The organism is Streptomyces sp. SM10, from assembly GCF_002910915.1.
Lineage (GTDB): Bacteria > Actinomycetota > Actinomycetes > Streptomycetales > Streptomycetaceae > Streptomyces.
The window spans coordinates 39,003-62,070 of record NZ_NEUF01000139.1 but is presented as its reverse complement, the minus strand read 5'-3'; the positions used below and the strand labels follow the sequence as shown (position 1 = coordinate 62,070).

Sequence of the window (23,068 nt, the reverse complement as noted above, 5' to 3'; positions counted from 1 at the left end):
TCGTCTTCGGCCGGTACAGCTCGGATGAATCAAGAGATGGCACGCTTCACCTCCGCACGCAAACGGGCTGCGGCGGAACGGGCCGGAAGCCGTAAGGTTGGTCCGTACACAAGGGAACTTCGGAAGGAGGCCTGGGTGATCGAGCTCGAGGGGGTACCCGAGCTGATCGACCCGGTCATGGTGGCCGCGTTCGAGGGCTGGAACGACGCCGGTGACGCCGCCTCCACAGCGGTCGCGCATCTGGACCGGGAGTGGAAGGGCGAGGTCTTCGCGGCGCTCGACGCCGAGGACTACTACGACTTCCAGGTCAACCGGCCCACGGTGTTCATGGAGGGCGGGACGCGCAAGATCACCTGGCCCACGACGCGGCTCTCCGTGGTCAGGGTCGGCGGCGAGAAGCCACGTGACCTGGTGCTGATCCGCGGCATCGAACCCTCCATGCGCTGGCGTTCGTACTGCAACGAGATCCTCGGCTTCGCCCATGAACTGGGCGTGGAGATGGTCGTCGTCCTGGGCGCGCTGCTCGGAGACACCCCGCACACCAGGCCGGTGCCCGTCAGCGGGGTCACCTCCGATCCGGACCTGGCCAGGACCATGGACCTGGAGGAGACCCGCTACGAGGGCCCGACCGGCATCGTGGGCATCCTCCAGGAGGCCTGTACGCATGCGGGCGTGCCGGCGGTCAGCCTCTGGGCGGCGGTGCCGCACTACGTGTCGCAGCCGCCGAACCCGAAGGCGACGCTGGCCCTGTTGAACCGTCTCGAGGATCTGCTCGGGCTGCGGATCCCGCTGGGCGAGCTGCCCGAGGACGCCCGCGCCTGGCAGCTCGGGGTCGACCAGCTGGCCGCCGAGGACAGCGAGGTCGCGGAGTACGTGCAGACGCTGGAGGAGGCCCGGGACACCGCCGAGCTGCCCGAGGCGTCCGGCGAGGCGATCGCCCGCGAGTTCGAGCGCTATCTGCGGCGCAGGGACATCGGCGGCCCCGGACAGGCACCGGGCGGCCACGCCACGGAGAGCGGTGACGTGCCCTATCTGCGGGACACCTCCAGCGGCCGTACGAGGCCGCCGAAGCCGCAGCGGCCGGACAAGGGACGGCCCAAGGAGGGCGACGGGGGCGCGGCGCCCGAGGACCCGCCTGCGGCCGGGCCGGACGAGGACTCCCCGGGCGGCTGATCCCGGCCCGCCGATGTGGAACGGCCCCGGACCTCCGCGACGTCTCGCGAGGTCCGGGACCGTTCGGCGATCCGGGGTACGGGCTAGAGCGCGACGCCCAGAAGGGCGTCGACGGTGCGCGAGACGAGACCGGGCGCGCCCTCGTCCGTGCCGCCGCCCGCGCTCTGCCGCTCGGCCCAGCGGTCCACGGCGGCGAGTGCTGCCGGGGCGTCCAGGTCGTCGGCCAGGGCCTCCCGGACCTCCTCGACCAGGACGTCGGCACAGAGCCCGTCGGGCCGGGAGACGGCCGCACGCCAGCGGGCGAGACGCTCGACGGCGTCGGCGAGGACCTGGTCGGTCCACTCCCAGTCGGACCGGTAGTGGTGCGCGAGCAGGGCGAGCCTGATCGCGGCGGGGTCCACGTCGTCCCGGCGGAGCGCCGACACGAAGACGAGGTTGCCCTTGGACTTGGACATCTTCTCGCCGTTCAGGGCGACCATGCCCGCGTGCACGTAGGCGCGGGCGAACGGGTGCTCGCCGGTGAGCGCCTGGGCGTGCGAGGCGCCCATCTCATGGTGCGGGAAGGCGAGGTCGGAGCCGCCGCCCTGGACGTCGAAGGTCATGCCCAGGTGATCCAGCGCGATGGCGACGCACTCGATGTGCCAGCCGGGCCGTCCGCTGCCGAGGGTGCCGCCGTCCCAGCTCGGCTCGCCCTCACGGGCGGCCATCCAGAGCATCGGGTCGAGCGGGTTCTTCTTGCCGGGGCGCTCCGGGTCCCCGCCGCGCTCGGCGGAGAGCAGGCGCATGGCCTCGGCGTCGAGGCCCGAGACCTCGCCGAAGTGCGGGTCGGACTCGACGGAGAAGTACACGTCTCCCTCGAGTTCGTAGGCGGCGCCGGCGTCGCGGAGGCGCTCGACGAGCGGGACGATGCCGGGTATCGCCTCCACCGCCCCGACGTAGTGCTTCGGGGGAAGCATGCGCAGGGCGGTCATGTCCTCCCGGAAGAGTGCCGTCTCGCGCTCCGCGAGCTCGGTCCAGTCCTCGCCGTCGCGCACGGCCCGCTCCAGCAGCGGATCATCCACGTCGGTCACGTTCTGGACGTAGTGAACCTGCCGCTTGGTGTCGAGCCACACGCGCTGGACGAGGTCGAACGCGTTGTAGGTCGCCGCATGACCCATGTGGGTCGCGTCGTACGGCGTGATGCCGCAGACGTAGATGCGGGCGACGGGACCGGGGTCAAGGGTGATCCGTCCGCCGGTCGCGGTGTCGTGGATCCGAAGGTCGCGGCCCTTGCCAGGAAGGGCGGGGACCTCAGAAGCGGGCCAGGCATGCATGTCATGAGCGTAACCGGACGATGCTTCCGGATACGAACCGGATGGCAGATCGTGGCCGAAGAGGCCCTCTTGCGCGGCGGCCGGTTCTCCCCTTGCCCGCCCGCAGTGGGCCCGCCGCACGGCCGGGACGCCTGGAGCGCCGGTAGGCCCGGGCCGTCAGCGGGCCCAGGACCTCATACGGGCGGCCAGGGGATCGGCGGCCAGTCGCCGCTCGGCTGCGGGTGCCGGCCGGACTTCCGGAGGCTCTCCACACGGCCGCGCAGCGCGTCGACCTCCGCCGTGGTGATGAGTTCCCCCAACCGGGTGGCGAGCACCGCACCCGGCTCCAGACCGGCCGCGAGCCGTTCGAGCACCTCGCCGGCCTCCGCCGTCAGCGGTTCGCCCGCCCACCCCCAGAACAGCGTGCGCAGCTTGTCGTCCGCGTTGAGGGTGACGCCGTGGTCGATTCCGTACAGCCGTCCGCCGGGGGCGGACAGCAGGTGCCCGCCCTTGCGGTCACCGTTGTTGATGACCGCGTCCAGGACCGCGAGCCTGCGCAGCCGGGGGTCGTCGGCGTGGACGAGCAGGGCGGTCCTCCCCTCCCCCACCTCCGCGAGGCCGACGGCCTTCCAGCCGTCCCCCGGCTCCTCGGTGTCGACGAGCGCGAGCAGGGGCGGCAGACCGTCCGGGGGCGCCGTCTCCTCGTCCGCCTCGATCCACAGCTGGCACATCCCCTCGCCGTAGGGGCCCTCCCGCAGCACGGTGGGCGGCACGAGGCCCCAGCCGGTGGCCTCGGAGATCTCGTACGCCGCGACCTCGCGCTGGGCGAGCGTGCCGTCGGGGAAGTCCCACAGCGGCTGTTCGCCGGCGACCGGCTTGTAGACACAGCGGCGTTCCTCGCCCTCGTGGGCGACCGTGCAGTACAGCACCGCGTTGGACGCTCCCCGGACCTGGCCGAGGACGGTGAGCTCCCCCTCGGCGAGCAGGGTGCGCAGCCCGGCCTCCGTCAGGCCCCGCGACGGTATCCGTTCTGGCGCGGACATACGTGTCCTTCCGGGTCGAGGGGGAGGCTGCACAGCGGGCACGGCGGGCGGCCGGAGTTCACGACGTCCAGCGCGCGCTTGGCGAACGCCCGCGCCTGGGCACCGCTGAGGCGGACGCGGAGCATCGGCGGGCCGTTCTCCTCGTCCTGCAGAAGCCTTTCCTCGGCCTCGGCGAGGTCGTCGTCGGAGTCGGCGTCCAGCTCGACCAGCGCCTGGGCCTCGACGATCATGCGCTGCTCCTCGCCGTCCCAGGCGAGCGCCATCGTGCCGACCCTGAACTCCTCCTCGACGGGGGCGTCGAGGGGCGCGGTGTCGCTGACATCCATGGGTGCCACCGCGGGCACCGGTGAATTGCCGCCGGTCCGCCGGACGACCTCGTCGAGGAGTTCGTCGATCCGTTCGGCCAGCGCGGCGACCTGGGTCTTCTCCAGGGCCACACTCGTGACCCGGCCCCGCGAGGATGCCTGCAGGAAAAACGTTCGGCGGCCAGGCAGCCCGACCGTACCGGCCACGAAACGGTCCGGTGGGTCGTAGAGGAACACCTGACGGGACACGTCCTGTCTCCCTTGAGATCGTGATGGCGGATGGGGGCGGCCCCGGGGCCCTGCGGGAGGTCCCGCACGGGCTCTACGGCGCGTCCACCCTACTGCGCGGAGCGATCACGGTGCCCCAGCGCCGCCCCCGACGGCCGCGTCCGTTGCCGTCTCCCCCGCGGCGTCGGCCCCGATGGCCTGTTCTCGCGGTGCCAGAGACGCGAAGTCACCGGTGTCCCCGAGGCGGAGAAGGAACGGGCGCAGCCGGGTGTAGCGGATCGCGGTGACGGAACACGGGTCCGCCTGGATGCGCTGGAAGAGGTCGAGATGCATGCCGAGGGCGTCGGCGACGAGCGACTTGATGATGTCGCCGTGCGAGCACATCACGTACGTGGCGTCCTCACCGTGCTCCGCCTCGATACGCGCGTTCCACTCCCGCACGGCGTCCACCGCGCGCGCCTGCATGGCCCGCATGGACTCCCCGCCGGGGAACACGGCGGCCGAGGGGTGCTGCTGGACGACCTTCATCAGGGGCTCGTCGGAGAGTTCGGCGAGTTTACGGCCCGACCAGTCCCCGTAGTCGCATTCGCTGATCCGGTCCTCGGTGTGCAGGGCGAGGTCCGGGCGGGCGTCGAGGAGCGGCTGGAGCGTCTCGCGGCAGCGCTGCAACGGGCTGCTGACGGCGGCGACGAACCTGAGGGCGGACAGGCGGCCGGGCAGTGCGGCGGCCTGTCCGGCACCGCGTTCGTCGAGGGAGACACCCGGGGTCCGGCCCGCGAGCACTCCGGAGGTGTTGGCGGTCGAGCGTCCGTGGCGTACAAGGATGAGCGTGGGCATACCTGCCAGCGTAGAGGTGCGTGAAGGCCTCGCGGCAGGGAAGAATGCGCGGGTGATCGTCGACTGCGGAATCTACCGGGACGGGCGCCGGACCGAGGGCCCCGCCGACATCTCCGATGCCCTCGACGAGGCACGGGGCAGCGGGGACGCCTTCGTCTGGATCGGGCTGCACGAACCGACGGCGAAGGAGTTCGACCGCGTCAGCAGCGAGTTCGCGCTGCATCCGCTGGCCGTGGAGGACGCTCTGCGCGCCCATCAGCGGCCCAAGCTGGAGATCTACGACGACTCCCTGTTCGTGGTCATCAAGCCGGTGGTCTACGAGCAGCGGAGCGACACCGTCAGCGCCGGCGAGCTCATGCTGTTCATAGGGGACTCGTTCGTCGTCACCGTGCGGCACGGCGAAGGCGCCCCCCTCGCGGCGGTGCGGAGCCGGCTGGAGGCCGAACCGGAGGTCCTCAGGCACGGGCCCACGTCGGTGCTCTACGCGGTGAGCGACGCGGTGGTGGACCACTACATCGAGGTCGCGGCGGAGCTCCAGGTCGATCTGGAGGAGTTGGAGGCCCAGGTCTTCGCCCCGACCGGGTCCAGGGACACCACGAACTCCGCCGCGCGCATCTACACCTTCAAGCGGCAGGTGCTCGAATTCCGCCGCGCCACCAATCCGCTGGGCGCCCCGATGGCGCGGTTGTCGAGCGCGGGCGTGCCGTTCGTCGACAGCGCGTCGCAGCCGTTCTTCCGGGACGTGAACGACCACCTGACGCGTGCCGTCGAGCACGTGGAGGGTCTGGACCGGCTGCTCTCGGACATTCTGTCGGCCCACCTGGCGCAGGTGGGCGTGCGGCAGAACGACGACATGCGGAAGATCTCCGCGTGGGCCGCCATGGCAGCCGTACCGACCATGGTGGCGGGGATCTACGGGATGAACTTCCGCCACATGCCGGAGCTCGGCCAGACGTGGACCTATCCGACGGTGATCGTGCTGATGGGCCTGGCGGTCGCCGGGCTGTACTGCATGTTCAAGCGCCGCGGCTGGATGTAGGCGGCGCCCCTCCTCACGCGTACTCGGTCTCGGGTACGGCCGGGCCGCCCAGCGCGTCACGGAGGGCGGGCTGTTCGAGGCTCACCATGCGCCGCCAGCCCACCACTCGCTCGTAGGCGTAGATCGCGTGGATTCCGGCGGCCAGCACGGCGGCCTTGGTGCGGGACCAGCGCAGCACGGCGCCCATGTGGCTCATCACGGCGAGGCTGACGTCGCGGTACACCCGGATCTCGGCCTCGGCGCACTCCCGCAGGACGGACTGGATCGTCCGGCCGTGCCCGGCGCGGGCGAAGCGCAGGAGCTCCTCGTGGCAGTACGCGAGGTGGTTGTCCTCGTCCCGCGAGATCATCTTCACGGCGCGGCCGAGGACGGGGTGGCCCGCGAAGTGCTTGAGCAGGAGCCGCATCTGTTCGGAGGCCCGCTGCTCGGTGACCCTGCTGTGCGCCAGGTAGACGATGACGTCCCGCTCGGTGAGCGGCTCCTCGCCGCTGAGCCGGTCGTGGGCGAGGCCGATGCCGTGGCGCTCGAGCAGGAGGGTGTAGTCCGTCTCGTACGGCACCGCCACGGGCTGGAGTCCGCGCTGCTTCAGCAGCGCGCCGAAGATCCTGCCGTGCTTGTCCTCGTCCGCACCGTGCCGGGCGACCTTGGGAGCGAGTGCGCTCAGCCCCGGGGGGACGAGTGCGGCGATGCGCCCGTTCTCCCAGCCGCCCTGCGACTCGCCGCCGACAGCGATCGAGCAGAACAGCCGGAACGCCTCGTCGTTGTCGAGGATCTCCTGGAACAGACTCTTTGCCGAGAGCATGACTGCCACCTTCCGCACCGGTGTCCGCAGAGGGACAGTCAAATTCGGTACGCGTCGGTAGGCAACACCAGCGGGACGGGGCAGGGCCGAACGGGCGCCCCGCGGCGGGCCGGACCTGCCCGGGCTGCCCGGGCTGCCCGGGAGGAGTACGGGGCGTAACCCGGGGGCGGTCCGGGGCGTTGTTCCGTACGACGGCCGTGGCGGGGAGGACCCCCGAGCCCCCACCACGGCCGTAGTGCTGCGCCGGAGCCGTCGCTACCGGTTCACGCGGCGAGGCCGGAACGCTCCAGGGCGTCGGTACCCGCGCGCAGGGCCGCGAGCCGCTCGTCGAGCGTGAAGCCGGCCGGCGCGAGGGTCAGCGTCGTGACCCCCGCAGCCGCGTACGCCTGCATCCGGTCGGCGATCCGGTCCACGGAGCCGAGCAGCGTGGTCTGGTCGATGAGCTGGTGGGGCACGGCGGCCGCGGCGCCCGCCTTGTCGCCGGACAGGTACTTGTCCTGGATCTCGGCGGCCTCCTTCTCGTATCCCATGCGCTGGGCGAGCTGGTTGTAGAAGTTCTGCTTGCGGCTGCCCATGCCGCCGACGTAGAGGGCGGTGTACGGACGGAACATGTCGGCGAGGCCGTTGATGTCGTCGCCGACCGCCAGCGGCAGGGTCGGGCAGACGTCGAAGCCCTCCATCGTCTTGCCGGCCTTCTCCCGTCCGGCCCGCAGGTACTGCACCGCGGTCTCCTGGAGGTGGTCGGCGGACGGGAAGATCAGCAGGGCGCCGTCGGCGATCTCGCCGGTCTGCTCGAGGTTCTTCGGGCCGATCGCGGCGATGTAGAGCGGGATGTGTTCACGCTGCGGGTGGACGGTCAGCTTGATGGGCTTGCCGGGGCCGTCGGGCAGCGGCAGGGTCCAGTGCTCGCCCTCGTAGGACAGCCGCTCCCGGGACATCGCGCGGCGCACGATCTCGACGTACTCGCGGGTGCGGGCCAGCGGCTTGTCGAACTTGACGCCGTACCAGCCCTCGGAGACCTGCGGTCCCGAGACGCCGAGGCCGAGGCGGAAGCGGCCGCCGGAGAGCGAGTCCAGGGTGGCCGCGGTCATGGCCGTCATGGCGGGCTGGCGGGCCGGGATCTGCATGATGGCGGAGCCCACGTCGATGGACTCGGTCCTGGCGGCCACCCAGGCGAGCACCGTCGGCACGTCGGAGCCGTACGCCTCGGCCGCCCAGCAGACGTCGTAGCCGAGCCGGTCGGCCTCCTGGGCGACGGCGAGGTTGTCACCGTCCATGCCCGCACCCCAGTAACCGAGATTGATGCCGAGCCGCATAGCCACACTCCCTCTACTGATCAGTAACGTTCCTGTGCCGGGGACTCTAGCGCGGGGCGCCGTGATCCGGCAGGCTCGCCCCCCGGGCCGCGGTTGTCCAGGGGCCTCCACCGCGTGGGGCCCTGGCCAGTAATCTCAGCGCCCATGGAGCAGAGGCATCTCGGCCGTACCGGCCTTCGCGTGTCCCGGATCGGGCTGGGCACGCTCACCTGGGGCCGGGACACCGACGAACACGACGCCGCCGACCAGCTCAAGGCCTTCTGGGACGTGGGCGGCACCCTGATCGACACCGCCGACGTGTACGGCGGCGGCGAGGCCGAACACCTGCTGGGGCGCCTCCTGGACAACCTGGTCCCGCGCGAGGACCTGGTCATCGCGACCAAGGCGGGCAGCGTCGCCGACCCCTACCGGCGCTCCGACGGATCGCGGGGGCACCTGCTCGCCGCGCTGGACGCGTCCCTGCGACGGCTCGGGACGGAGTACGTCGATCTGTGGCAGATCCACGCGTTCGATCCCGTGACCCCGCTGGAGGAGACGCTGCAGGCGCTCGACCTGGCCGTGTCGTCGGGGCGCGTCCGGTATGCCGGAGTGTCCGGTTTCAGCGGCTGGCAGCTGGCCAAGGCGGCCACCTGGCAGCTCGCCGCGCCCGGGCTGCGCACCCGTCTCGCCTGCACGCAGATGGAGTACTCCCTGCTGCAGCGGGGAGTGGAGCGCGAGGTGCTGCCGGCGGCGCTGGACCTCGGGGTGGGGCTGCTGCCGTCGTCCCCGCTCGGCAGGGGGGTGCTGACCGGCAAGTACCGCACCGGTACGCCGTCCGACTCGCGCGGCGCCTCCGAGCGGCTGGCCCCCTTCGTCGAGCCCTACCTCGACGAGGCGGCGAGCAGGATCGTGGACGCGGTGGCCACGGCAGCCGACGGCCTCGCCACGACGCCGCTCCAGGTCGCCCTCGCCTGGGTGCGGGACCGGCCGGGGGTGGTGGCCCCGGTCCTGGGCGCGCGCAACGCGCGGCAGCTGACCGAGGCGTTGTCAGTGGAGGCGCTTAGTCTTCCTGACGAGATCTGCCAGGCGCTCGACGACGTGTCGGCGCCCGTGCACCGCTATCCCGACCAGGACTGGAGCACGCTGTGACTGCGCATCCCCGGGGAGAATCCCCGGACCCCGCGGCCGAGACCCACGAGGCCGGCGAGGACGCCGTCGTCCAGGACGCCGACACGCCCGGCGGCACACCCGAGGAGGACGGCGCGGGGAGCGCAGAGGGGGCGCACGACGGATCAGAGGGCGCAGCGGGGGCGCACGAGGAGGACGCCGACGGCGCGGAGGACGCCCGGGAAGCCGGGCAGCCCCCCGCGGCGGCCGACGCCCCCGCGTTGTCGGAGGCCGAGGCGGAGCTGGCCGCGCAGCGCGAGCTGCGTCTGCGGATCGAGCAGCGCAAGGCGGAGAAGGACGGGCCCGTCGCGGCCGGGACCAAGCTGAGCGGCCCGGCCGCGGATCTGCTCGCGGCCGTACGGGCGGTGGAGAGCGGCGAGAAGCCGGGCACCGCGTTCTTCGACTCACCCGCCTCCGCTCCCGCGCCCCGCCGCGCCGCTCCCGACGCGCCCGCACGGCCCTCTCCCGTTCCCGCTCCCGAGCGGACGGCCCCGCGGGCCGCGTCGCCCGAGGCGGCGGCCTCGGTCGCGGCGGTGCTCGCCGGGGGCGGGGCTCCCGAGGCCCTGGCGGGCCCGGCGGCGGCTTCGCTCGGCGAGGGGGCCGCGGGCGTCCTCCGGGAGGACCCGTGGCAGCTGCTGTCCGTGCCAGGTGTCCGGCCGGAGCAGGCTGACGGCTTCGCACGCGCCCTGCTGGGCGCGGAGTGCGGACCCGACGACGAACGGCGGACGGCGGCCCTGGTGGGGTGGCTGCTGGAGCGGGCCGCGCTGCGGGGTCACACCGCGCTCGACGCCGACGACGCACGGAAGGCGCTGGCGGGGTTCGGGGTCACCGACCCTGCGGAGGCCGTCCAGCACGCCGTCGCGGAGGGCGTCGTGCTGGTCTTCCAGGACGGTGTCGACGCGACGGGCGCGGAGGAGCCGGAGGAGGGGGCCGAGGCGGCGGGCGAGGACGCGGACGCGGACGGCGGCGGGACCGAGGACGACGCGGATCCGGTGCGGGTCCTGCTGGGCCTCGACCGGTACGCCCTCGCCGAGGAGAGCCTCGCCGACGGCCTGGGCCGGCTGATCAACTCCTGCGGGAAGGGGGCCGACTGGACGGACGCCGCTGCCGCCGCCCCGTCTGCTTCGGCGGGCGAGCTGATCCGTGCCGCCGCGACGGCGGGTCTGGTCGCCCACAGCGGGGGCGAGAGCGCCCGGTCGGAACCCGCCGCCCTGATCGCCGCCGCGCAGGGGCTCGGTCTGCGGGCCCTGGGCACCACGCACAGCGCCGACGGCCGGCGCAGGCTGGCCGAGGCCGTCGGCGATCCGCGCCGCGCCGTCACCCTGGCCGCTCTGCTCTCCGGGGAGGACGGTCCCGGCCGGGACGCGGACGGTGCGTTCGCGCTGGACGTGCTGGTGGTGCTGGACGCCCCGCAGGTCGACGTCGAGACGGCGGCGATGCTGGTGGAGTCCCTGGCCGACGGGACGCGGCTGGTCCTGAGCGGCGATCCGGGGGTACTCGGATCGGCTGGTGCGGGCCGGGTGTTCGCCGATGTGACCGCGGCGCGCGCCTGCCCCCACGTGGTCTCGCGCACACCCGACCCCGGGCCGATCGGTGAGCTGGTCTCGGGCATCGGGATCGGTGAGCTCGCCCGGGTCGAGGCCCCCGGGAAGGAGGTGGTGATCGTCCCCGTCCGCGATGCGGGCGAAGCCGTCCACCGCACGGTGCAGCTGGTGGCCGATTCGGTGCCGCGGGCCCTCGGCGTGCCGTCGTCCGACACCCAGGTGATCACCGTCGGGCACGGTGGCTCGGCGGGCACCACCGCGCTGAACGCGGCGCTCAAGCAGCGGCTCAACCCCGGACCGGGCCGCTTCGGCGGATTCGACCCGGGTGACCGGGTCGTCCATGTTCCCGCTCCCGGCAGAGCCGTGCCCGGTTTCGTGGTTTCGGCCGACGGGGAGGGCCTGCACCTGGACTGCGCGGGCACACCCGTCGTCGTGGCGCAGGAGAGGGTGGAGGCCTCCGTACGCCACGGCTGGGCGCTCAGCGCCCACCAGGCGGCCGGGATGCGCTGGCCCGCCGTCGTGGTGGTCCTACCGGGAGACGCGGCCGAGGGGCTCAGCAGGCCCTGGGTCTACACGGCCTTCAGCCGCGGGGAGCGGCACCTGTCCGTGGTGCACGGCGTGGACCAGGCCCTGCCGCGTGCGGTGGCCGAGGTGCCGGCCCAGGAGCGGACGACCCGGCTGCGTCCGCTGCTGGAGGCGCTTCCCACCCCGGACGCCTCGTAACGGAGGGGATCCGCCCCGGCCGGAGCAGGCCGACGGCCCCGGCACGCAGCGTGCCGGGGCCGTCGGACGGTGCGCTCAGGCGCGTTGCGGGAGGCTGCCGTCCTGGTCCCCGTCCAGCTCGTCCTCCTCGTCGAAGACCGCACTGGCGTCGAACCGGCAGACCACCAGTGCGGGGTCGGCCTCGTCGAACGGCGCCCCGAGCCACTCCCCCGGCTCGGGAAGCTCGTCCACGGCGGAGACCCAGAGTGTGGAGTCTCCCTCCTCCAGGCCGAACTCCTTGTGCCGGGAGGCGATCTCGTCCGCCTCGTACTCGCCGAACACCACGCCCAGCGCGGCGTGCACACCCGCGTCGGCCACGGTCGGGACGCCGGCGTCCCGACCGTCCGGATCGAGCTCGGTGAGCCGCTGTGCCTGGGCGATCAGCCGCGCGGGCTCCGCGACCGCGTAGTCGCGCCTGATCAGGACGCTCACGGCATGCGGTTCGTCGGGGCCCTCGTAAGGCGGGAGGGAGTCCTCCGCCCCGGGGATCTCGAAGGGGGTGACCTCGTCGTAGCGGTCGTACAGCAGCTCGTCGTAGACCTCGGCCGCGGCGGCCAGTGCGTTGAACGCGTCGTAGACAGCGGGGTCGTCGTCCCCGGTACGGCGCTCGACTGCCTGGAGGTGGCGGTCGAGCGCGGTTTTGACTGCATCGGCGGCGGCGCGTACCTCGGCAGCGGTGGGCTGCGCAGCATCAGACATGGGACAGACGCTATCCGTACCGGGGGTCTGCCCGCACAATAGATGCGATGCCGGAATACGAATTCATCGACGTGTACGTGCCGCGCGGGGTGTCCCGCAAGGAGGCGGCCCGACTGCTGACCGACCATGCCGAGTACGGGCACTGGGAGTTGGACCGGCTGACGCTGCGCCGTGACGGCAGCCGCCGGGTGCGGCTGCGCCGCCGCATCATCCGCCAGCTCCGGCCCACCTGGTAGGACGGAGCGGGTCCCGCACGCGCGGAACCCGCTCGTCGTGCCGATGCCGCGAAGCCGTTACGCGGCGCTGCGGGAACGCCGGTACAGGACCGTGCCCGCACCTGCGAGCATCAGGCCCGCGCTCGCCGGAACGAGCAGGCCGAGACCGCCCCCACCGGTCTGCGCGAGCTGCTCGCCGGGCACGAGCTGGGGCTCGGGAGCCGGAGGCGCGGGCGGGGTGACCGGCCGCTCCGGGGTGTGCGGCGTCTCCGGCACGACGGGAGGCGGGGCCGTCTCCGAGTCGTTCTCGCAGGAGTTGCCGAAGACCGGGTTGAGCAGTCCGCCGACGGTGACGCTGTTGCCGCAGACGTTCAGGGCGATCTCCAGCGGCGCCTGCACCTGGTTGCCGGAGAGGATCCCGGGGGAACCGGTGGTCTCCGCCTGGGCCGAGGTGCCGGGAGCACGGTGCCTGCCCGTCCCCGCGCCGCCGTCACGGCCGCCGTCGTGCCCGGAGGCGTGGCTGCCGGAGCCGTGCCGGGACTCATCACCGCCGGAGCCGCGCCCGGAGCCGTGCCCGGACGAGGAGCGGTCGTCCGAGGTGTGTCCGCGGCGCGAGTCCGAAGATCCGTTTCCACAGTCGTTTCCGCTCGTGGGGTTGAGCAGACCGGCAACGTCCACGGAGTTTCCGCACACGTTGACGGGTACATCGATCGGGACCTGGATCGAGTTCCCGGAGAGCACTCCCGGTGAACCCGAAGCGGCGCCGGCCGCACCCGCGTCAGCGTGTGCGTAGCCGCCGCCGAGCGCGAGCACTCCGCCCGCCGCTGCCATCGTGATCAGGCCTTTACGTGTGACCTGTCGCATAGGTTGTCTTCCTGCCTTCTGCCTGCCGAAAATGCCCCGGACACAGCGGTGAAGGGGCCGAATGCCCAGTGGCCCCGGAGTGCATGGCGCGCACTCCGGGGCCGACCGGACTCACACCCTTACGGGTTGATGCTCAACGTCAGTTGTTGACGCAGGCGTTGCCGAAGGCGGGGTTCAGCAGACCGATCACGGAGATCGTGTTGCCGCACACGTTCACCGGAACGTGGACCGGAACCTGGATGACGTTGCCCGAGAGCACGCCGGGGCTGCCGATGGCGGCACCCTGGGCACCGGCGTCGGCGGAAGCCATACCCGCACCCGCGAGCACGAGACCACCGGTAGCAGCCGCGATTGCGACGACCTTCTTGATCATTATTCCTCCTGATTGACAAGTGCGGTCCCAGCCGCGGACCGCATCATCTGTAACGAGGAGGAGGTGCCGGGGCTACGAGTGCGTGATCCCTTTCACCCTTTCCGGTGAGGTCCGTACAGGCTGGCGATTTCGGCTGCCCGTGAGGTCAGGAGTGGTCGATGAACCGGTCGAGCACCCGGGCTCCGAATTTCAGGCCGTCCACCGGGACGCGCTCGTCCACACCGTGGAACATGCCGGCGAAGTCCAGCTCCGGCGGCAGCTTCAGCGGGGCGAAGCCGAAGCAGCGGATGCCGAGGTCGTCGAAGGACTTCGCGTCGGTGCCGCCGGAGAGCATGTAGGGCACGGCCCGGGCGATCGGGTCCTCGGCCTTCAGCGCGAGCTGCATCGCGTCGACGAGGGACCCGTCGAAGCTCGTCTCCAGGGCCTTGTCCCCGTGCACGTCCTCGCGCTTGACCCGTGGGCCGAGGATCCGGTCGAGGTCGGTCAGGAACTCGTCCTCGAAGCCCGGCAGGAACCGGCCGTCCACGTGCGCGGTGGCCTGCCCGGGGATCACGTTCACCTTGTAGCCCGCGCCCAGCATGGTGGGCGCGGCGGAGTTGCGCAGGGTCGCGCCGATCATCTTGGCGATCCCGCCGAGCTTGGCGAGGGTCGCCTCCATGTCCTCCGGGTCGAGCGGGGTGCCGAGCGCGTCGGAGAGCTCGTCGAGGAAGGACCGCACGGTCTTGGTCACCCTGACCGGCCACTGGTGGCGCCCCAGCCTGCCGACGGCCTCGCAGAGCTCGGTGATCGCGTTGTCGGTGTTGGTCATCGAGCCGTGTCCGGCGGTGCCGTCCACGGTGAGCCGCATCCAGTGCATGCCCTTCTCGGCGGTCTCCACCAGATAGAGGCGCAGGTTCTCGTTGACGGTGAAGGAGAAGCCTCCGACCTCGCCGATCGCCTCGGTCACCCCGTCGAAGAGGTCCCGGTGGTTGTCGACGAGGTGGCGCGCCCCGTAGGTGCCGCCCGCCTCCTCGTCGGCGAGGAAGGCCAGCACGATGTCGCGCGGGGGCTTGCGGCCGCTGCGCATCCGGTCGCGCACGACCGCGAGGGTCATCGCGTCCATGTCCTTCATGTCGACGGCCCCGCGTCCCCAGACGCAGCCGTCCGCGATCTCCCCGGAGAACGGGTCGTGCGTCCAGTCCGCCGCGTTGGCCGGGACCACGTCGGTGTGCCCGTGGATCAGCAGCGCCGGCTTGGAGGGGTCCTCGCCCTCGATCCGGGCCACGGTGGAGGCGCGTCCCTTGTGGGACTCGATGATCTGCGGCTCCAGCCCGACCTCGGCGAGCTTCTCGGCGATGTACTCGGCTGCGGCCCGCTCCCCCGGTCCCGAGTGGTCGCCGTAATTGCTGGTGTCGATCCGGATCAGGTCACGACAGAGGTCCACGACCTCGTTCTCGGCGGTCCCGCCGATGCCGGCCGGGGCCGTGTTGGTCTCGCTCACGCTGCTTCCTTCCACTGGCACGGTGGTGCTCCCCCTCATCCTCGCGCGCCCGCCCCGCGCGCCCAAGGCCGCCCGCCCTCCGTCATGCGGCTTTCGCACGCCCGGGGCGTGATCGAGCACCCCTGAATGTTTGCTATGGTTTTCCACGTCGGAACGGGCCGGGCCCGCGAGACAGACACCTTGTCCGGGTGGCGGAATGGCAGACGCGCTAGCTTGAGGTGCTAGTGCCCTTTATCGGGCGTGGGGGTTCAAGTCCCCCCTCGGACACAGTGCAGTGGAAAGCCCCCAGGTCGCCCTGGGGGCTTTCGCCTTTTCCGGCACGCTCCCCTGATGCGCGCCCAGGTCACGGAGTGCGCCGGGAACGGGCGGGCGCACGTCGGAGCGGCTCCGGCGGTGCGCGCGCCGGTGGGATGATGGAGGCTCCGCGCCCGACCGTGCCGGGCCCCCTCCGGCGACAAGGACTCCTGCGATGAGAGGTCGCGCGCGACCACCCGCCGCCCCGCTCCCCCAGCGCGCGGGCGTCGATCCGGTGCGGGTACGGCTCCCTGCGGATCCCGCCGGGGCCTGGCCCACCGTCCGGGACCACCTGCTGGACCGGTTCGCGGTGGCGGTCGGCGCCGGGCGGGTGGATGCCATGCTGGCCGAGGGCCGGTTCGTCGGCGCGGACGGAGGGGCGGTGCGGGCGGACGAGCCGTACACGGCCGGGCGCCTGCTCTGGTTCCACCGTGATTTCACGCCCGAGGAGCCGGTGCCCTTCCCCATCGGGGTCGTCCACCGCGACGACCGCCTGGTGATCGCGGACAAGCCGCATTTCCTGGCCACCACCCCGCGCGGCCGGCATATCACCCAGACCCTGGTGGCGCGGCTCCGCGACGGGCTGGGGCTGCCGGAGCTGCAGCCCGCGCACCGACTGGACCGGCTGACGGCGGGCCTGGTGCTCTGCGTCGTACGGCCCGGGGACCGGGGCGCGTACCAGACGCTGTTCCGCGACCGGCTGGTGCGCAAGGAGTACGAGGCGGTGGCACCGTACGATCCCGGGATCGCCCTGCCGCGTACGGTGCGCAGCCGCATCGTGAAGGAGCGCGGGGTGATCGCCGCCCGGGAGGAGCCGGGCGAGCCGAACAGCGAGAGCCGGATCGAGCTGCTGGAGCACCGGCGGGGTCTCGGCCGCTACCGGCTGCTGCCCGCCACCGGGCGCACGCACCAGCTGCGGGTCCATATGAACGCGCTGGGGCTGCCGTTGGTCGACGATCCGGTCTATCCGGTGGTGGAGCCCGAGCCGGAGCGGGCGGAGTACGGGCGGCCGTTGCAACTGCTCGCGAAGGTGCTGGAGTTCACCGATCCGGTCACGGGCCAGCCGCACCGCTTCGAGAGCGGGCGGCGGCTCTCCGCGTGGCCGGACCGGTGAACACTGCCGGGGTCAGTGGCCCCGGGCGATCCACTCGTCGAGCTGCGGGGCTTCCGCGCCGATGGTGGTGGAGTCCCCGTGCCCGGTGCGGGCCGTGGTTTCCGGCGGGAGCGCGAGCAGCCGGTCCCTGATCGAGTCGATGATCGTCGGGAAGTGCGAGAAGGAGCGTCCGGTGGCGCCCGGCCCGCCCTGGAAGAGGGTGTCGCCGGTGAAGACGGTGCCCAGCTCCGGGGCGTGGAGGCAGACGGCCCCGGGCGCGTGGCCCGGGGTGTGCAGCACCGTCAGGCGTGTCCCGGCGACCTCGATCTCCTGGCCGTCGGCCAGTTCGGCGTCGGGTGCCCGGTCCGGGTGGGTCTGCTTCCAGAGCGGCAGGTCGTCCGGGTGCAGCAGGATCGGCGCGTTCGTCGCGGCGGCGAGGGCCGGGGCGGCGTCGATGTGGTCGTTGTGCGCGTGGGTGCAGATGATCGCGCGCAGCGTACGGCCGCCGAGTGCGGCCTCGATGGCGGCGGCGTCGTGGGCGGCGTCGATGACGACGGCCTCCGTGTCGTCACCGACGATCCACACGTTGTTGTCGACGTCCCACTCGCCCCCGTCGAGGGCGAAGGTGCCGGAGGTGACCAGGTGATCGATGCGGGCGGCCATCAGAGGACCACCACCGAGCGCAGGACGTCGCCGTCGTGCATCCGGGCGAAGGCCTGCTCGATCTCGCCGAGCCCGATGGTCTCGGTCACGAAGGCGCCCAGGTCGAGGCGGCCCTGCTGGTGCAGGTCGACCAGCATCGGGAAGTCGCGCGAGGGCAGGCAGTCGCCGTACCAGGAGGACTTGAGCGAGCCGCCGCGGCCGAACACGTCGAGGAGCGGGAGTTCGAGCTGCATCTCGGGGGTCGGCACACCGACGAGGACGACGGTGCCGGCCAGATCGCGGGCGTAGAAGGCCTGCTTGTACGTCTCGGGGCGGCCGACCGCCTCGATGACGACATCGGCGCCGTTGCCGTCGGTCAGGGCGCGGATCGCCTCGACGGGGTCGTCGGAGCGGGAGTTGACGGTGTGGGTGGCGCCCATCGTCTTCGCCGTCTCCAGCTTGCGGTCGTCGATGTCGACCGCGATGATCTTCGCCGCTCCGGCGAGCCGGGCACCGGCGATCGCCGCGTCGCCGACGCCGCCGCAGCCGATGACGGCCACGGAGTCTCCGCGGCCGACCTGACCGGTGTTGATGGCGGCGCCGATGCCCGCCATGACGCCGCAGCCGAGCAGCCCGGCGACGGCCGGGGAGACCTCGGGGTCGACCTTGGTGCACTGGCCGGCGGCGACGAGGGTCTTCTCGGCGAAGGCGCCGATGCCGAGCGCCGGGGAGAGCTCGGTGCCGTCCAGGAGGGTCATCCTCTGCTTCGCGTTGTGGGTGTCGAAGCAGTACCAGGGGCGGCCGCGCAGACAGGCGCGGCACTGGCCGCACACCGCACGCCAGTTGAGGACGACGAAGTCGCCCGGCGCGACGTCGGTGACACCGTCACCGACGGACTCCACGACACCGGCGGCCTCGTGGCCGAGCAGGAAGGGGAACTCGTCGTTGATCCCGCCCTGCTTGTAGTGCAGGTCGGTGTGGCAGACGCCGCACGCCTGGATCGTGACCACGGCCTCACCGGGGCCGGGGTCCGGAATCACGATGGTCTCGACCCGCACCGGCTCGTTCTTTCCCGGAGCGATGACCCCTTGTACGTGCTGCGGCATTCCCGTGGACTCCCTTTCCCGACTTTTCCTCATGGATCGATCACCGACAACCGTACGCCGCGCGAGGGGGCCGCGTCGGCACACCGCGGCGACGGCCTCCCCCGCCGGCTGCGGCGCACGTCAGTCCCCGTACACCCGGCGTCCTCCCACGTAGGTGGCCATGACCTGTGTGCGCGCGATCTCCTCGGGCCGTGCGGCGTACGGGTCGCGGTCCAGGACCACCAGGTCGGCGAGGGCCCCGGCGCGGATGCTGCCGGTGTCGTCCAGGTGGTTCAGGCGGGCCGAGCCGGCCGTGTACGCGGTGAGCGCGTCGGTCAGGGAGGTGCGCTGACCCGGGAGGAAGACGGGCCCGTCGCCGCCGGGCGGGACGCGGTTGACGGCGGTGTGGATGCCGTGCAGCGGATCGGCGCTGCTGACCGGCCGGTCGGAGCCCGCGGCGACGGTGGCGCCGGAGCGCAGCAGTGCGGCGAACGGGTACTGGAGCGCGGCCCGTTCACCGCCCGGGTATCCGGCGGCGCTGGAGATGATGCTGGCCGCCGCGTCCGCGCGGTTGCGGCACCTGACCCCGGCCCCGCCGGACGCCTGAGGGTCCCCTGACGCGTGAGCACGGGGGTGGCCGGGGCCTGAGACCTCCGGGCGGGTGGCCCCGACCGGTGGCCGGGGGCGTCTCAGGGCGCCAGTACGTCCAGTTCGTGCAGTGCGCCGACCGCGATCTCCTTGGTCAGCCGTTCCGCGCCCGCCGCGTCCCCCTCGCGTACGGCTTCGGCCAGCCGGACGTGGAGCGTGACGGCGGCGGGGTCGGGGTCCTCGAACATCACCTGGTGGTGGGTGCGCCCGGCGAGGACCTCGGCGACGACGTCGCCGAGCCGCGCGAACATCTCGTTCCCGGACGCGTTGAGCACGATGCGGTGGAAGGCGATGTCGTGCCGGAGGTACCCCTCCAGCTGCTGGCCGCGCGAGGTCGCCACCATGCCGAGGGCGCATTCGGTGAGCTCCGCGCACTGCTCGGCCGTGGCGTGCCGGGCCGCGAGGCCCGCGGCGACCGGTTCGACGGCGGACCGCAGCACGGTGAGGGAGCGCAGCTGCCGGGGCCGGTCGGCGCCGGCGAGCCGCCAGCGGATGACCTGGGGGTCGTAGACGTTCCACTCCTCGGTGGGACGCACGGTCACCCCGACCCTGCGCCGGGACTCGACCAGGTGCATGGACTCCAGGACGCGGACCACTTCGCGGACGACGGTGCGGGACACGTCGAAGCGCTGGGCGAGCTCGTCGGTGCGCAGGACGAGGCCGGGCGGGGAGTCACCCGCGGCGATCTCCAGGCCCAGGGTGTCCAGCACCTGCGTATGGAGCCCCTGGGCAGGTGTGGTCATGCCGACCAGCCTACGGGGCGGCCCGGGGGATCAATAAGTACGACGTTTATGTCACAGCCTCTTGAATAAGTCGTATGTAATGGGTTTCAGTAGCGCGACGGACCGATGTCGCGGACCGATGTCGATGAAGACAGCGAGGCACCAATGAGCACCCCCCACGTCGTCGTGGTGATGGGCGTAGCAGGGACCGGCAAGACCACGATCGGTCCCCTGCTCGCCGACGCCCTGGGCGTCCCCTACGCCGAGGGCGACGACTTCCACCCGCCGGCCAACATCGCCAAGATGTCCGCCGGTACGCCCCTGGACGACAACGACCGGTGGCCGTGGCTGGACGCGATCGGGCAGTGGGCGCACGGCAGGGCGGGGCTCGGCGGCGTCGTCAGCAGCTCGGCGCTCAAGCGCGTCTACCGCGACCGGCTGCGGGCCGAGGCGCCCGGTGCCGTCTTCCTGCATCTGACCGGTGACCGGTCGCTCATCGAGCAGCGCATGGCGGACCGCAAGGGCCACTTCATGCCGGCCGCGCTGCTCGACTCCCAGTTCTCGACCCTGCAGCCGCTGCAGGAGGACGAGGCGGGCGTCGGTGTCGACGTGTCCGGCACCCCCGAGGAAATCACCGAACGGGCCGTCGCCGCGCTGCGCCGGCTCGCGAACTAAGGAACACCACCGTGACCAGTCTCAGCGTCGAGATGCTGGCAGCGGATGCCGTCGAACCCATCACTTCGGCCGGCAACGCGCAGCTGGGCATCGCCGTCCTGGCGGGCATCGCCGTCATCGTCCTGCTCATCACCAAGCTCAAGATGCACGCGTTCCTCGCGTTGACCATCGGCTCGCTCGCCCTCGGCTCCTTCGCCGGGGCCAACCCGGCGAAGACGATCACCAGCTTCACCGCCGGCCTCGGTTCGACCGTCGCGGGTGTCGGTGTCCTCATCGCGCTCGGCGCCATCCTGGGCAAGCTGCTCGCCGACTCCGGCGGCGCCGACCAGATCGTCGACACGATCCTCGCGAAGGCGAGCGGGCGCGCCATGCCGTGGGCGATGGTCCTGATCGCCTCGATCATCGGGCTTCCGCTCTTCTTCGAGGTCGGAATCGTGCTGATGATTCCGGTGGTGCTGCTGGTCGCCAAGCGCGGCAACTACTCCCTGATGCGGATCGGCATCCCCGCACTCGCCGGTCTCTCCGTGATGCACGGGCTGATCCCCCCGCACCCCGGCCCGCTGGTGGCGATCGACGCCCTCGGCGCCAACCTCGGCATCACGCTCGCCCTCGGTGTGCTGGTGGCCGTCCCGACCGTGATCATCGCGGGGCCGGTCTTCTCCCGCTACGCCGCCCGCTGGGTGGACATCCAGGCGCCGGAGAAGATGATCCCGCAGCGCCCCTCGGAGGACCTGGACCGCAGGCCCGGCTTCGGCGCGACCCTGGCGACGATCCTGCTGCCCGTGGTGCTGATGCTGATCAAGGCACTGGTCGACATCGTGGTGGACGACCCGGAGAACCACGTCCAGCGGGTCACCGACGTCATCGGCTCGCCGCTGATCGCTCTGCTCGCCGCCGTGATCGTCGGCATGTTCACCCTGGGCCGGGCGGCCGGCTTCACCAGGGACCGGCTCTCCGGCACCGTCGAGAAGTCGCTCGCCCCGATCGCGGGCATCCTCCTGATCGTGGGCGCCGGCGGCGGGTTCAAACAGACCCTCATCGACGCCGGTGTGGGCCAGATGATCCTGGAGTTCTCCGAGAACTGGTCGATACCCGCCCTGCTGCTCGGCTGGCTCATCGCCGTCGCGATACGCCTGGCGACGGGCTCGGCGACGGTCGCCACCATCTCGGCGGCCGGCCTGGTCGCCCCGCTGGCGGCCGACCTGTCGACGTCGCACGTCGCCCTGCTCGTCCTCGCGGTCGGCGCGGGTTCGCTCTTCTTCAGCCATGTCAACGACGCGGGTTTCTGGCTGGTGAAGGAGTACTTCGGCATGGACGTCCCGCAGACGATCAAGACCTGGTCGGTGATGGAGACGATCATCTCCGTCGTCTCGCTGGGCTTCATCATGCTGCTGTCGCTGGTGTTGTAGGGGGGCTACTCCTCCGGCTCCCGCCACAACGGGTGCTCGGCACGGGCCCAGGGGCGCTCGACCGACCCGGTACGCATGCCACGGCGTGCCTCCGGGTCGGCGAGCGCCTTCGCCATGTGCCCGGCGAGGACGATGCCGATCGCGAGCGCGAGCCAGTCGTGCACGAAGGTCGCGCCCGTGCGCCACACCAGCGGGGCGATCCCGGTGAACCACATCAGCAGCCCGGTGCCCAGCATCACGAGCACGGCGCCCGCGATCCACGCGGCGTAGAGCTTCTGGCCCGCGTTGAACTTCCCGGCCGGCCGGGAGCCCGGTGTCCGGTCGCGGCGCAGCACGGCCCGCAGCCACCGGTGGTCGTGCGGCCCGAAGCGGTTGAGCCGCGAGAGGTCGGCGCGCAGCGCCCTGGAGACCAGCCCCGCCAGGAGCGGCACGGGGATCAGGAGCCCGGACCACTCGTGGACGGTCACCACGAGGTGGCGGCGGCCGACGAGCTGCGCCAGCTGGGGTACGTACAGGCAGGCGGCCGTGGCCACGCAGAGCAGCACCAGCCAGGCCGTGGTGCGGTGCACCCAGCGCTCGGCGGCGCTGAAGCGCCGGACCCTCGGGCCGTGTTCAGACAGTAGGGGCGTCGTCCCGTCCGTTCGAACGGCCCACCCAGGCGTCGACGTCATAGCCGAGCTCCTCCCAATAGCCGGGGCGCACGGAGTCGGTGACGGTGATCCCGGAAAGCCATTTTGCGGACTTGTAGAAGTACATGGGGGCGACGTACAGCCGGACCGGGCCGCCGTGGGAGTGGGCCAGCGCCTTGTCCTGCATGCGCAGGGCGACCAGGACGTCCGGCCGGCGGGCCTGTTCCAGGGTGAGGCTCTCGCTGTACGCGCCGTCGAAGCAGGTGAAGCGGATCGCCTTGGCACCGGACCGCACGCCCGCCGCGTCGAGCAGCGCCGAGAGCGTGACGCCTTCGAACGGGGTCTCGGGCACCCGCCAGCCGGTGACGCACTGGACGTCCCGTACGAGACGGGTCTGCGGCAGCGCCTTCAGGCTGTCCAGCGTGTACGTCGCCGGTCGGTCGACCAGGCCGTCCACGGTCAGCCTGTAGTCCGCGGAGGTCTTGCGCGGCACCGAGGAGGTGACGGAGTAGTAGCGGAAGCCGCCGCCGTTGGGCAGCAGGCCGCTGAGCCCGGTGGGGTCCTTGTCGGCGACGGCCCCCAGCCCGCTCTCGACCGCGCCCTGGAGGACGGGTGCGGCCGCCACACCGGCGGCGCCGAGGCCGAGCATGGTCAGGACCAGACGGCGCCCGACGGGCGTGCCGCCGGAGTCGGGAGGGGGGCCGGGAGGGGGGTTGTTCACCCGCTCATTCGACCACCCGCGGCCCGCTCTTC

General features: G+C 72.2%; 23 protein-coding genes, 1 tRNA gene and 1 pseudogene. 9 read left to right on the top strand and 16 right to left on the bottom strand.

Annotated elements, in window-relative coordinates:
• The first annotated feature begins 135 nt into the window (after positions 1–135).
• Complete coding sequence (locus tag B9S57_RS22650; RefSeq protein ID WP_103517395.1) at positions 136–1,173, top strand: PAC2 family protein; 1,038 nt, start codon at positions 136–138, stop codon at positions 1,171–1,173.
• An 83-nt stretch (positions 1,174–1,256) separates the two neighbouring features.
• On the opposite strand, the gene mshC is transcribed toward B9S57_RS22650, so the two are convergent.
• The 4 genes from mshC to B9S57_RS22630 form a co-directional block, all read right to left on the bottom strand.
• On the bottom strand, positions 1,257–2,486 hold the full coding sequence (gene mshC, locus B9S57_RS22645) for a cysteine--1-D-myo-inosityl 2-amino-2-deoxy-alpha-D-glucopyranoside ligase (protein WP_103517394.1): 1,230 nt from the start codon (positions 2,484–2,486) through the stop codon (positions 1,257–1,259).
• A 173-nt stretch (positions 2,487–2,659) separates the two neighbouring features.
• Complete coding sequence (locus B9S57_RS22640; protein WP_103517393.1) at positions 2,660–3,508, bottom strand: SCO1664 family protein; 849 nt, start codon at positions 3,506–3,508, stop codon at positions 2,660–2,662.
• Positions 3,472–4,062, bottom strand: a complete 591-nt coding sequence (locus B9S57_RS22635; protein WP_103517392.1) for a DUF3090 domain-containing protein — start codon at positions 4,060–4,062, stop codon at positions 3,472–3,474. Before B9S57_RS22635 ends, B9S57_RS22640 begins: the two co-directional genes overlap by 37 nt.
• Positions 4,063–4,167: 105 nt before the next feature.
• A complete protein-coding gene (locus tag B9S57_RS22630; protein ID WP_103517391.1) occupies positions 4,168–4,878 on the bottom strand; it encodes a histidine phosphatase family protein in 711 nt (236 codons plus the stop codon).
• 52 nt (positions 4,879–4,930) lie between these two features.
• Here B9S57_RS22630 and B9S57_RS22625 point away from each other — a divergent pair, with 52 nt between their 5' ends.
• Positions 4,931–5,917, top strand: a complete 987-nt coding sequence (locus tag B9S57_RS22625; protein ID WP_103517390.1) for a magnesium and cobalt transport protein CorA — start codon at positions 4,931–4,933, stop codon at positions 5,915–5,917.
• Positions 5,918–5,930: 13 nt separating this feature from the next.
• On the opposite strand, the gene B9S57_RS22620 is transcribed toward B9S57_RS22625, so the two are convergent.
• Together B9S57_RS22620 and B9S57_RS22615 are read right to left on the bottom strand one after the other, a co-directional pair.
• Positions 5,931–6,719 carry a hypothetical protein gene (locus tag B9S57_RS22620; protein WP_103517389.1) on the bottom strand — a complete coding sequence of 263 codons (789 nt, stop codon included), beginning with the start codon at positions 6,717–6,719 and terminating at the stop codon, positions 5,931–5,933.
• 263 nt (positions 6,720–6,982) lie between these two features.
• A complete protein-coding gene (locus B9S57_RS22615; RefSeq protein ID WP_103517388.1) occupies positions 6,983–8,035 on the bottom strand; it encodes an LLM class F420-dependent oxidoreductase in 1,053 nt (350 codons plus the stop codon).
• Between the two features lie 144 nt (positions 8,036–8,179).
• Between B9S57_RS22615 and B9S57_RS22610 the strand changes: the two genes are divergently transcribed.
• Positions 8,180–9,163: an aldo/keto reductase gene (locus B9S57_RS22610; protein ID WP_103517387.1), complete on the top strand. Its 984-nt coding sequence runs from the start codon at positions 8,180–8,182 to the stop codon at positions 9,161–9,163.
• On the top strand, positions 9,160–11,448 hold the full coding sequence (locus B9S57_RS22605; protein ID WP_103517386.1) for an ATP-dependent RecD-like DNA helicase: 2,289 nt from the start codon (positions 9,160–9,162) through the stop codon (positions 11,446–11,448). The genes B9S57_RS22610 and B9S57_RS22605 overlap by 4 nt, the downstream gene beginning before the upstream one ends.
• A gap of 75 nt (positions 11,449–11,523) precedes the next feature.
• On the opposite strand, the gene B9S57_RS22600 is transcribed toward B9S57_RS22605, so the two are convergent.
• On the bottom strand, positions 11,524–12,186 hold the full coding sequence (locus B9S57_RS22600) for a hypothetical protein (RefSeq protein WP_103517385.1): 663 nt from the start codon (positions 12,184–12,186) through the stop codon (positions 11,524–11,526).
• 47 nt (positions 12,187–12,233) lie between these two features.
• Between B9S57_RS22600 and B9S57_RS22595 the strand changes: the two genes are divergently transcribed.
• Positions 12,234–12,422, top strand: coding sequence for a DUF5703 family protein (locus tag B9S57_RS22595; RefSeq protein ID WP_053930948.1), 189 nt, complete (start codon positions 12,234–12,236; stop codon positions 12,420–12,422).
• A gap of 57 nt (positions 12,423–12,479) precedes the next feature.
• Here B9S57_RS22595 and B9S57_RS36270 read toward each other — a convergent pair whose 3' ends face one another.
• The 3 genes from B9S57_RS36270 to B9S57_RS22580 form a co-directional block, all read right to left on the bottom strand.
• Positions 12,480–13,265: a chaplin gene (locus B9S57_RS36270; protein WP_103517384.1), complete on the bottom strand. Its 786-nt coding sequence runs from the start codon at positions 13,263–13,265 to the stop codon at positions 12,480–12,482.
• 139 nt (positions 13,266–13,404) lie between these two features.
• A complete protein-coding gene (chpH, locus tag B9S57_RS22585) occupies positions 13,405–13,638 on the bottom strand; it encodes a chaplin ChpH (RefSeq protein ID WP_103517383.1) in 234 nt (77 codons plus the stop codon).
• A gap of 145 nt (positions 13,639–13,783) precedes the next feature.
• A complete protein-coding gene (locus B9S57_RS22580) occupies positions 13,784–15,118 on the bottom strand; it encodes a M20/M25/M40 family metallo-hydrolase (protein WP_103517382.1) in 1,335 nt (444 codons plus the stop codon).
• 182 nt (positions 15,119–15,300) lie between these two features.
• On the opposite strand from B9S57_RS22580, the gene B9S57_RS22575 reads away from it, so the two are divergent.
• Positions 15,301–15,385, top strand: a tRNA-Leu gene (locus tag B9S57_RS22575).
• A 202-nt stretch (positions 15,386–15,587) separates the two neighbouring features.
• Complete coding sequence (locus B9S57_RS22570; protein WP_103517381.1) at positions 15,588–16,526, top strand: pseudouridine synthase; 939 nt, start codon at positions 15,588–15,590, stop codon at positions 16,524–16,526.
• A gap of 12 nt (positions 16,527–16,538) precedes the next feature.
• Here B9S57_RS22570 and B9S57_RS22565 read toward each other — a convergent pair whose 3' ends face one another.
• The 4 genes and pseudogenes from B9S57_RS22565 to B9S57_RS22550 all read right to left on the bottom strand — a co-directional run bounded on the left by B9S57_RS22565 (position 16,539) and on the right by B9S57_RS22550 (position 19,623).
• Positions 16,539–17,168, bottom strand: coding sequence for an MBL fold metallo-hydrolase (locus tag B9S57_RS22565; RefSeq protein WP_103517380.1), 630 nt, complete (start codon positions 17,166–17,168; stop codon positions 16,539–16,541).
• Positions 17,168–18,253, bottom strand: coding sequence for an S-(hydroxymethyl)mycothiol dehydrogenase (locus B9S57_RS22560; protein WP_103517379.1), 1,086 nt, complete (start codon positions 18,251–18,253; stop codon positions 17,168–17,170). Before B9S57_RS22560 ends, B9S57_RS22565 begins: the two co-directional genes overlap by 1 nt.
• A 120-nt stretch (positions 18,254–18,373) precedes the next feature.
• Positions 18,374–18,754 (bottom strand): annotated as a pseudogene (locus tag B9S57_RS22555) (amidohydrolase family protein); the annotation flags it as partial.
• Between the two features lie 167 nt (positions 18,755–18,921).
• Positions 18,922–19,623, bottom strand: coding sequence for a FadR/GntR family transcriptional regulator (locus B9S57_RS22550; protein WP_103517378.1), 702 nt, complete (start codon positions 19,621–19,623; stop codon positions 18,922–18,924).
• A gap of 144 nt (positions 19,624–19,767) precedes the next feature.
• Between B9S57_RS22550 and B9S57_RS22545 the strand changes: the two genes are divergently transcribed.
• Positions 19,768–20,277, top strand: coding sequence for a gluconokinase (locus B9S57_RS22545; protein ID WP_103517377.1), 510 nt, complete (start codon positions 19,768–19,770; stop codon positions 20,275–20,277).
• 11 nt (positions 20,278–20,288) lie between these two features.
• A complete protein-coding gene (locus B9S57_RS22540; RefSeq protein WP_103517376.1) occupies positions 20,289–21,686 on the top strand; it encodes a GntP family permease in 1,398 nt (465 codons plus the stop codon).
• A 5-nt stretch (positions 21,687–21,691) separates the two neighbouring features.
• Here the strand turns inward: B9S57_RS22540 and B9S57_RS22535 are convergent, their stop codons facing one another.
• Complete coding sequence (locus tag B9S57_RS22535) at positions 21,692–22,357, bottom strand: cytochrome b/b6 domain-containing protein (RefSeq protein WP_103517375.1); 666 nt, start codon at positions 22,355–22,357, stop codon at positions 21,692–21,694.
• A complete protein-coding gene (locus B9S57_RS22530; protein ID WP_258036514.1) occupies positions 22,299–22,964 on the bottom strand; it encodes a molybdopterin-dependent oxidoreductase in 666 nt (221 codons plus the stop codon). Before B9S57_RS22530 ends, B9S57_RS22535 begins: the two co-directional genes overlap by 59 nt.
• Between the last annotated feature and the right edge of the window lie 104 nt (positions 22,965–23,068).

Bases quoted from the DNA above. Each gene is read 5' to 3' on its own strand.
- B9S57_RS22560 (WP_103517379.1), bottom strand. From the start codon at position 18,253: ATGCCGCAGCACGTACAAGGGGTCATCGCTCCGGGAAAGAACGAGCCG.
- B9S57_RS22545 (WP_103517377.1), top strand. From the start codon at position 19,768: ATGAGCACCCCCCACGTCGTCGTGGTGATGGGCGTAGCAGGGACCGGC.
- mshC (WP_103517394.1), bottom strand. From the start codon at position 2,486: ATGCATGCCTGGCCCGCTTCTGAGGTCCCCGCCCTTCCTGGCAAGGGC.
- B9S57_RS22595 (WP_053930948.1), top strand. From the start codon at position 12,234: ATGCCGGAATACGAATTCATCGACGTGTACGTGCCGCGCGGGGTGTCC.
- B9S57_RS22535 (WP_103517375.1), bottom strand. From the start codon at position 22,357: ATGACGTCGACGCCTGGGTGGGCCGTTCGAACGGACGGGACGACGCCC.
- B9S57_RS22570 (WP_103517381.1), top strand. From the start codon at position 15,588: ATGAGAGGTCGCGCGCGACCACCCGCCGCCCCGCTCCCCCAGCGCGCG.
- B9S57_RS36270 (WP_103517384.1), bottom strand. From the start codon at position 13,265: ATGCGACAGGTCACACGTAAAGGCCTGATCACGATGGCAGCGGCGGGC.
- B9S57_RS22530 (WP_258036514.1), bottom strand. From the start codon at position 22,964: ATGCTCGGCCTCGGCGCCGCCGGTGTGGCGGCCGCACCCGTCCTCCAG.
- chpH (WP_103517383.1), bottom strand. From the start codon at position 13,638: ATGATCAAGAAGGTCGTCGCAATCGCGGCTGCTACCGGTGGTCTCGTG.
- B9S57_RS22550 (WP_103517378.1), bottom strand. From the start codon at position 19,623: ATGACCACACCTGCCCAGGGGCTCCATACGCAGGTGCTGGACACCCTG.
- B9S57_RS22610 (WP_103517387.1), top strand. From the start codon at position 8,180: ATGGAGCAGAGGCATCTCGGCCGTACCGGCCTTCGCGTGTCCCGGATC.
- B9S57_RS22620 (WP_103517389.1), bottom strand. From the start codon at position 6,719: ATGCTCTCGGCAAAGAGTCTGTTCCAGGAGATCCTCGACAACGACGAG.
- B9S57_RS22640 (WP_103517393.1), bottom strand. From the start codon at position 3,508: ATGTCCGCGCCAGAACGGATACCGTCGCGGGGCCTGACGGAGGCCGGG.
- B9S57_RS22615 (WP_103517388.1), bottom strand. From the start codon at position 8,035: ATGCGGCTCGGCATCAATCTCGGTTACTGGGGTGCGGGCATGGACGGT.
- B9S57_RS22630 (WP_103517391.1), bottom strand. From the start codon at position 4,878: ATGCCCACGCTCATCCTTGTACGCCACGGACGCTCGACCGCCAACACC.
- B9S57_RS22600 (WP_103517385.1), bottom strand. From the start codon at position 12,186: ATGTCTGATGCTGCGCAGCCCACCGCTGCCGAGGTACGCGCCGCCGCC.
- B9S57_RS22565 (WP_103517380.1), bottom strand. From the start codon at position 17,168: ATGGCCGCCCGCATCGATCACCTGGTCACCTCCGGCACCTTCGCCCTC.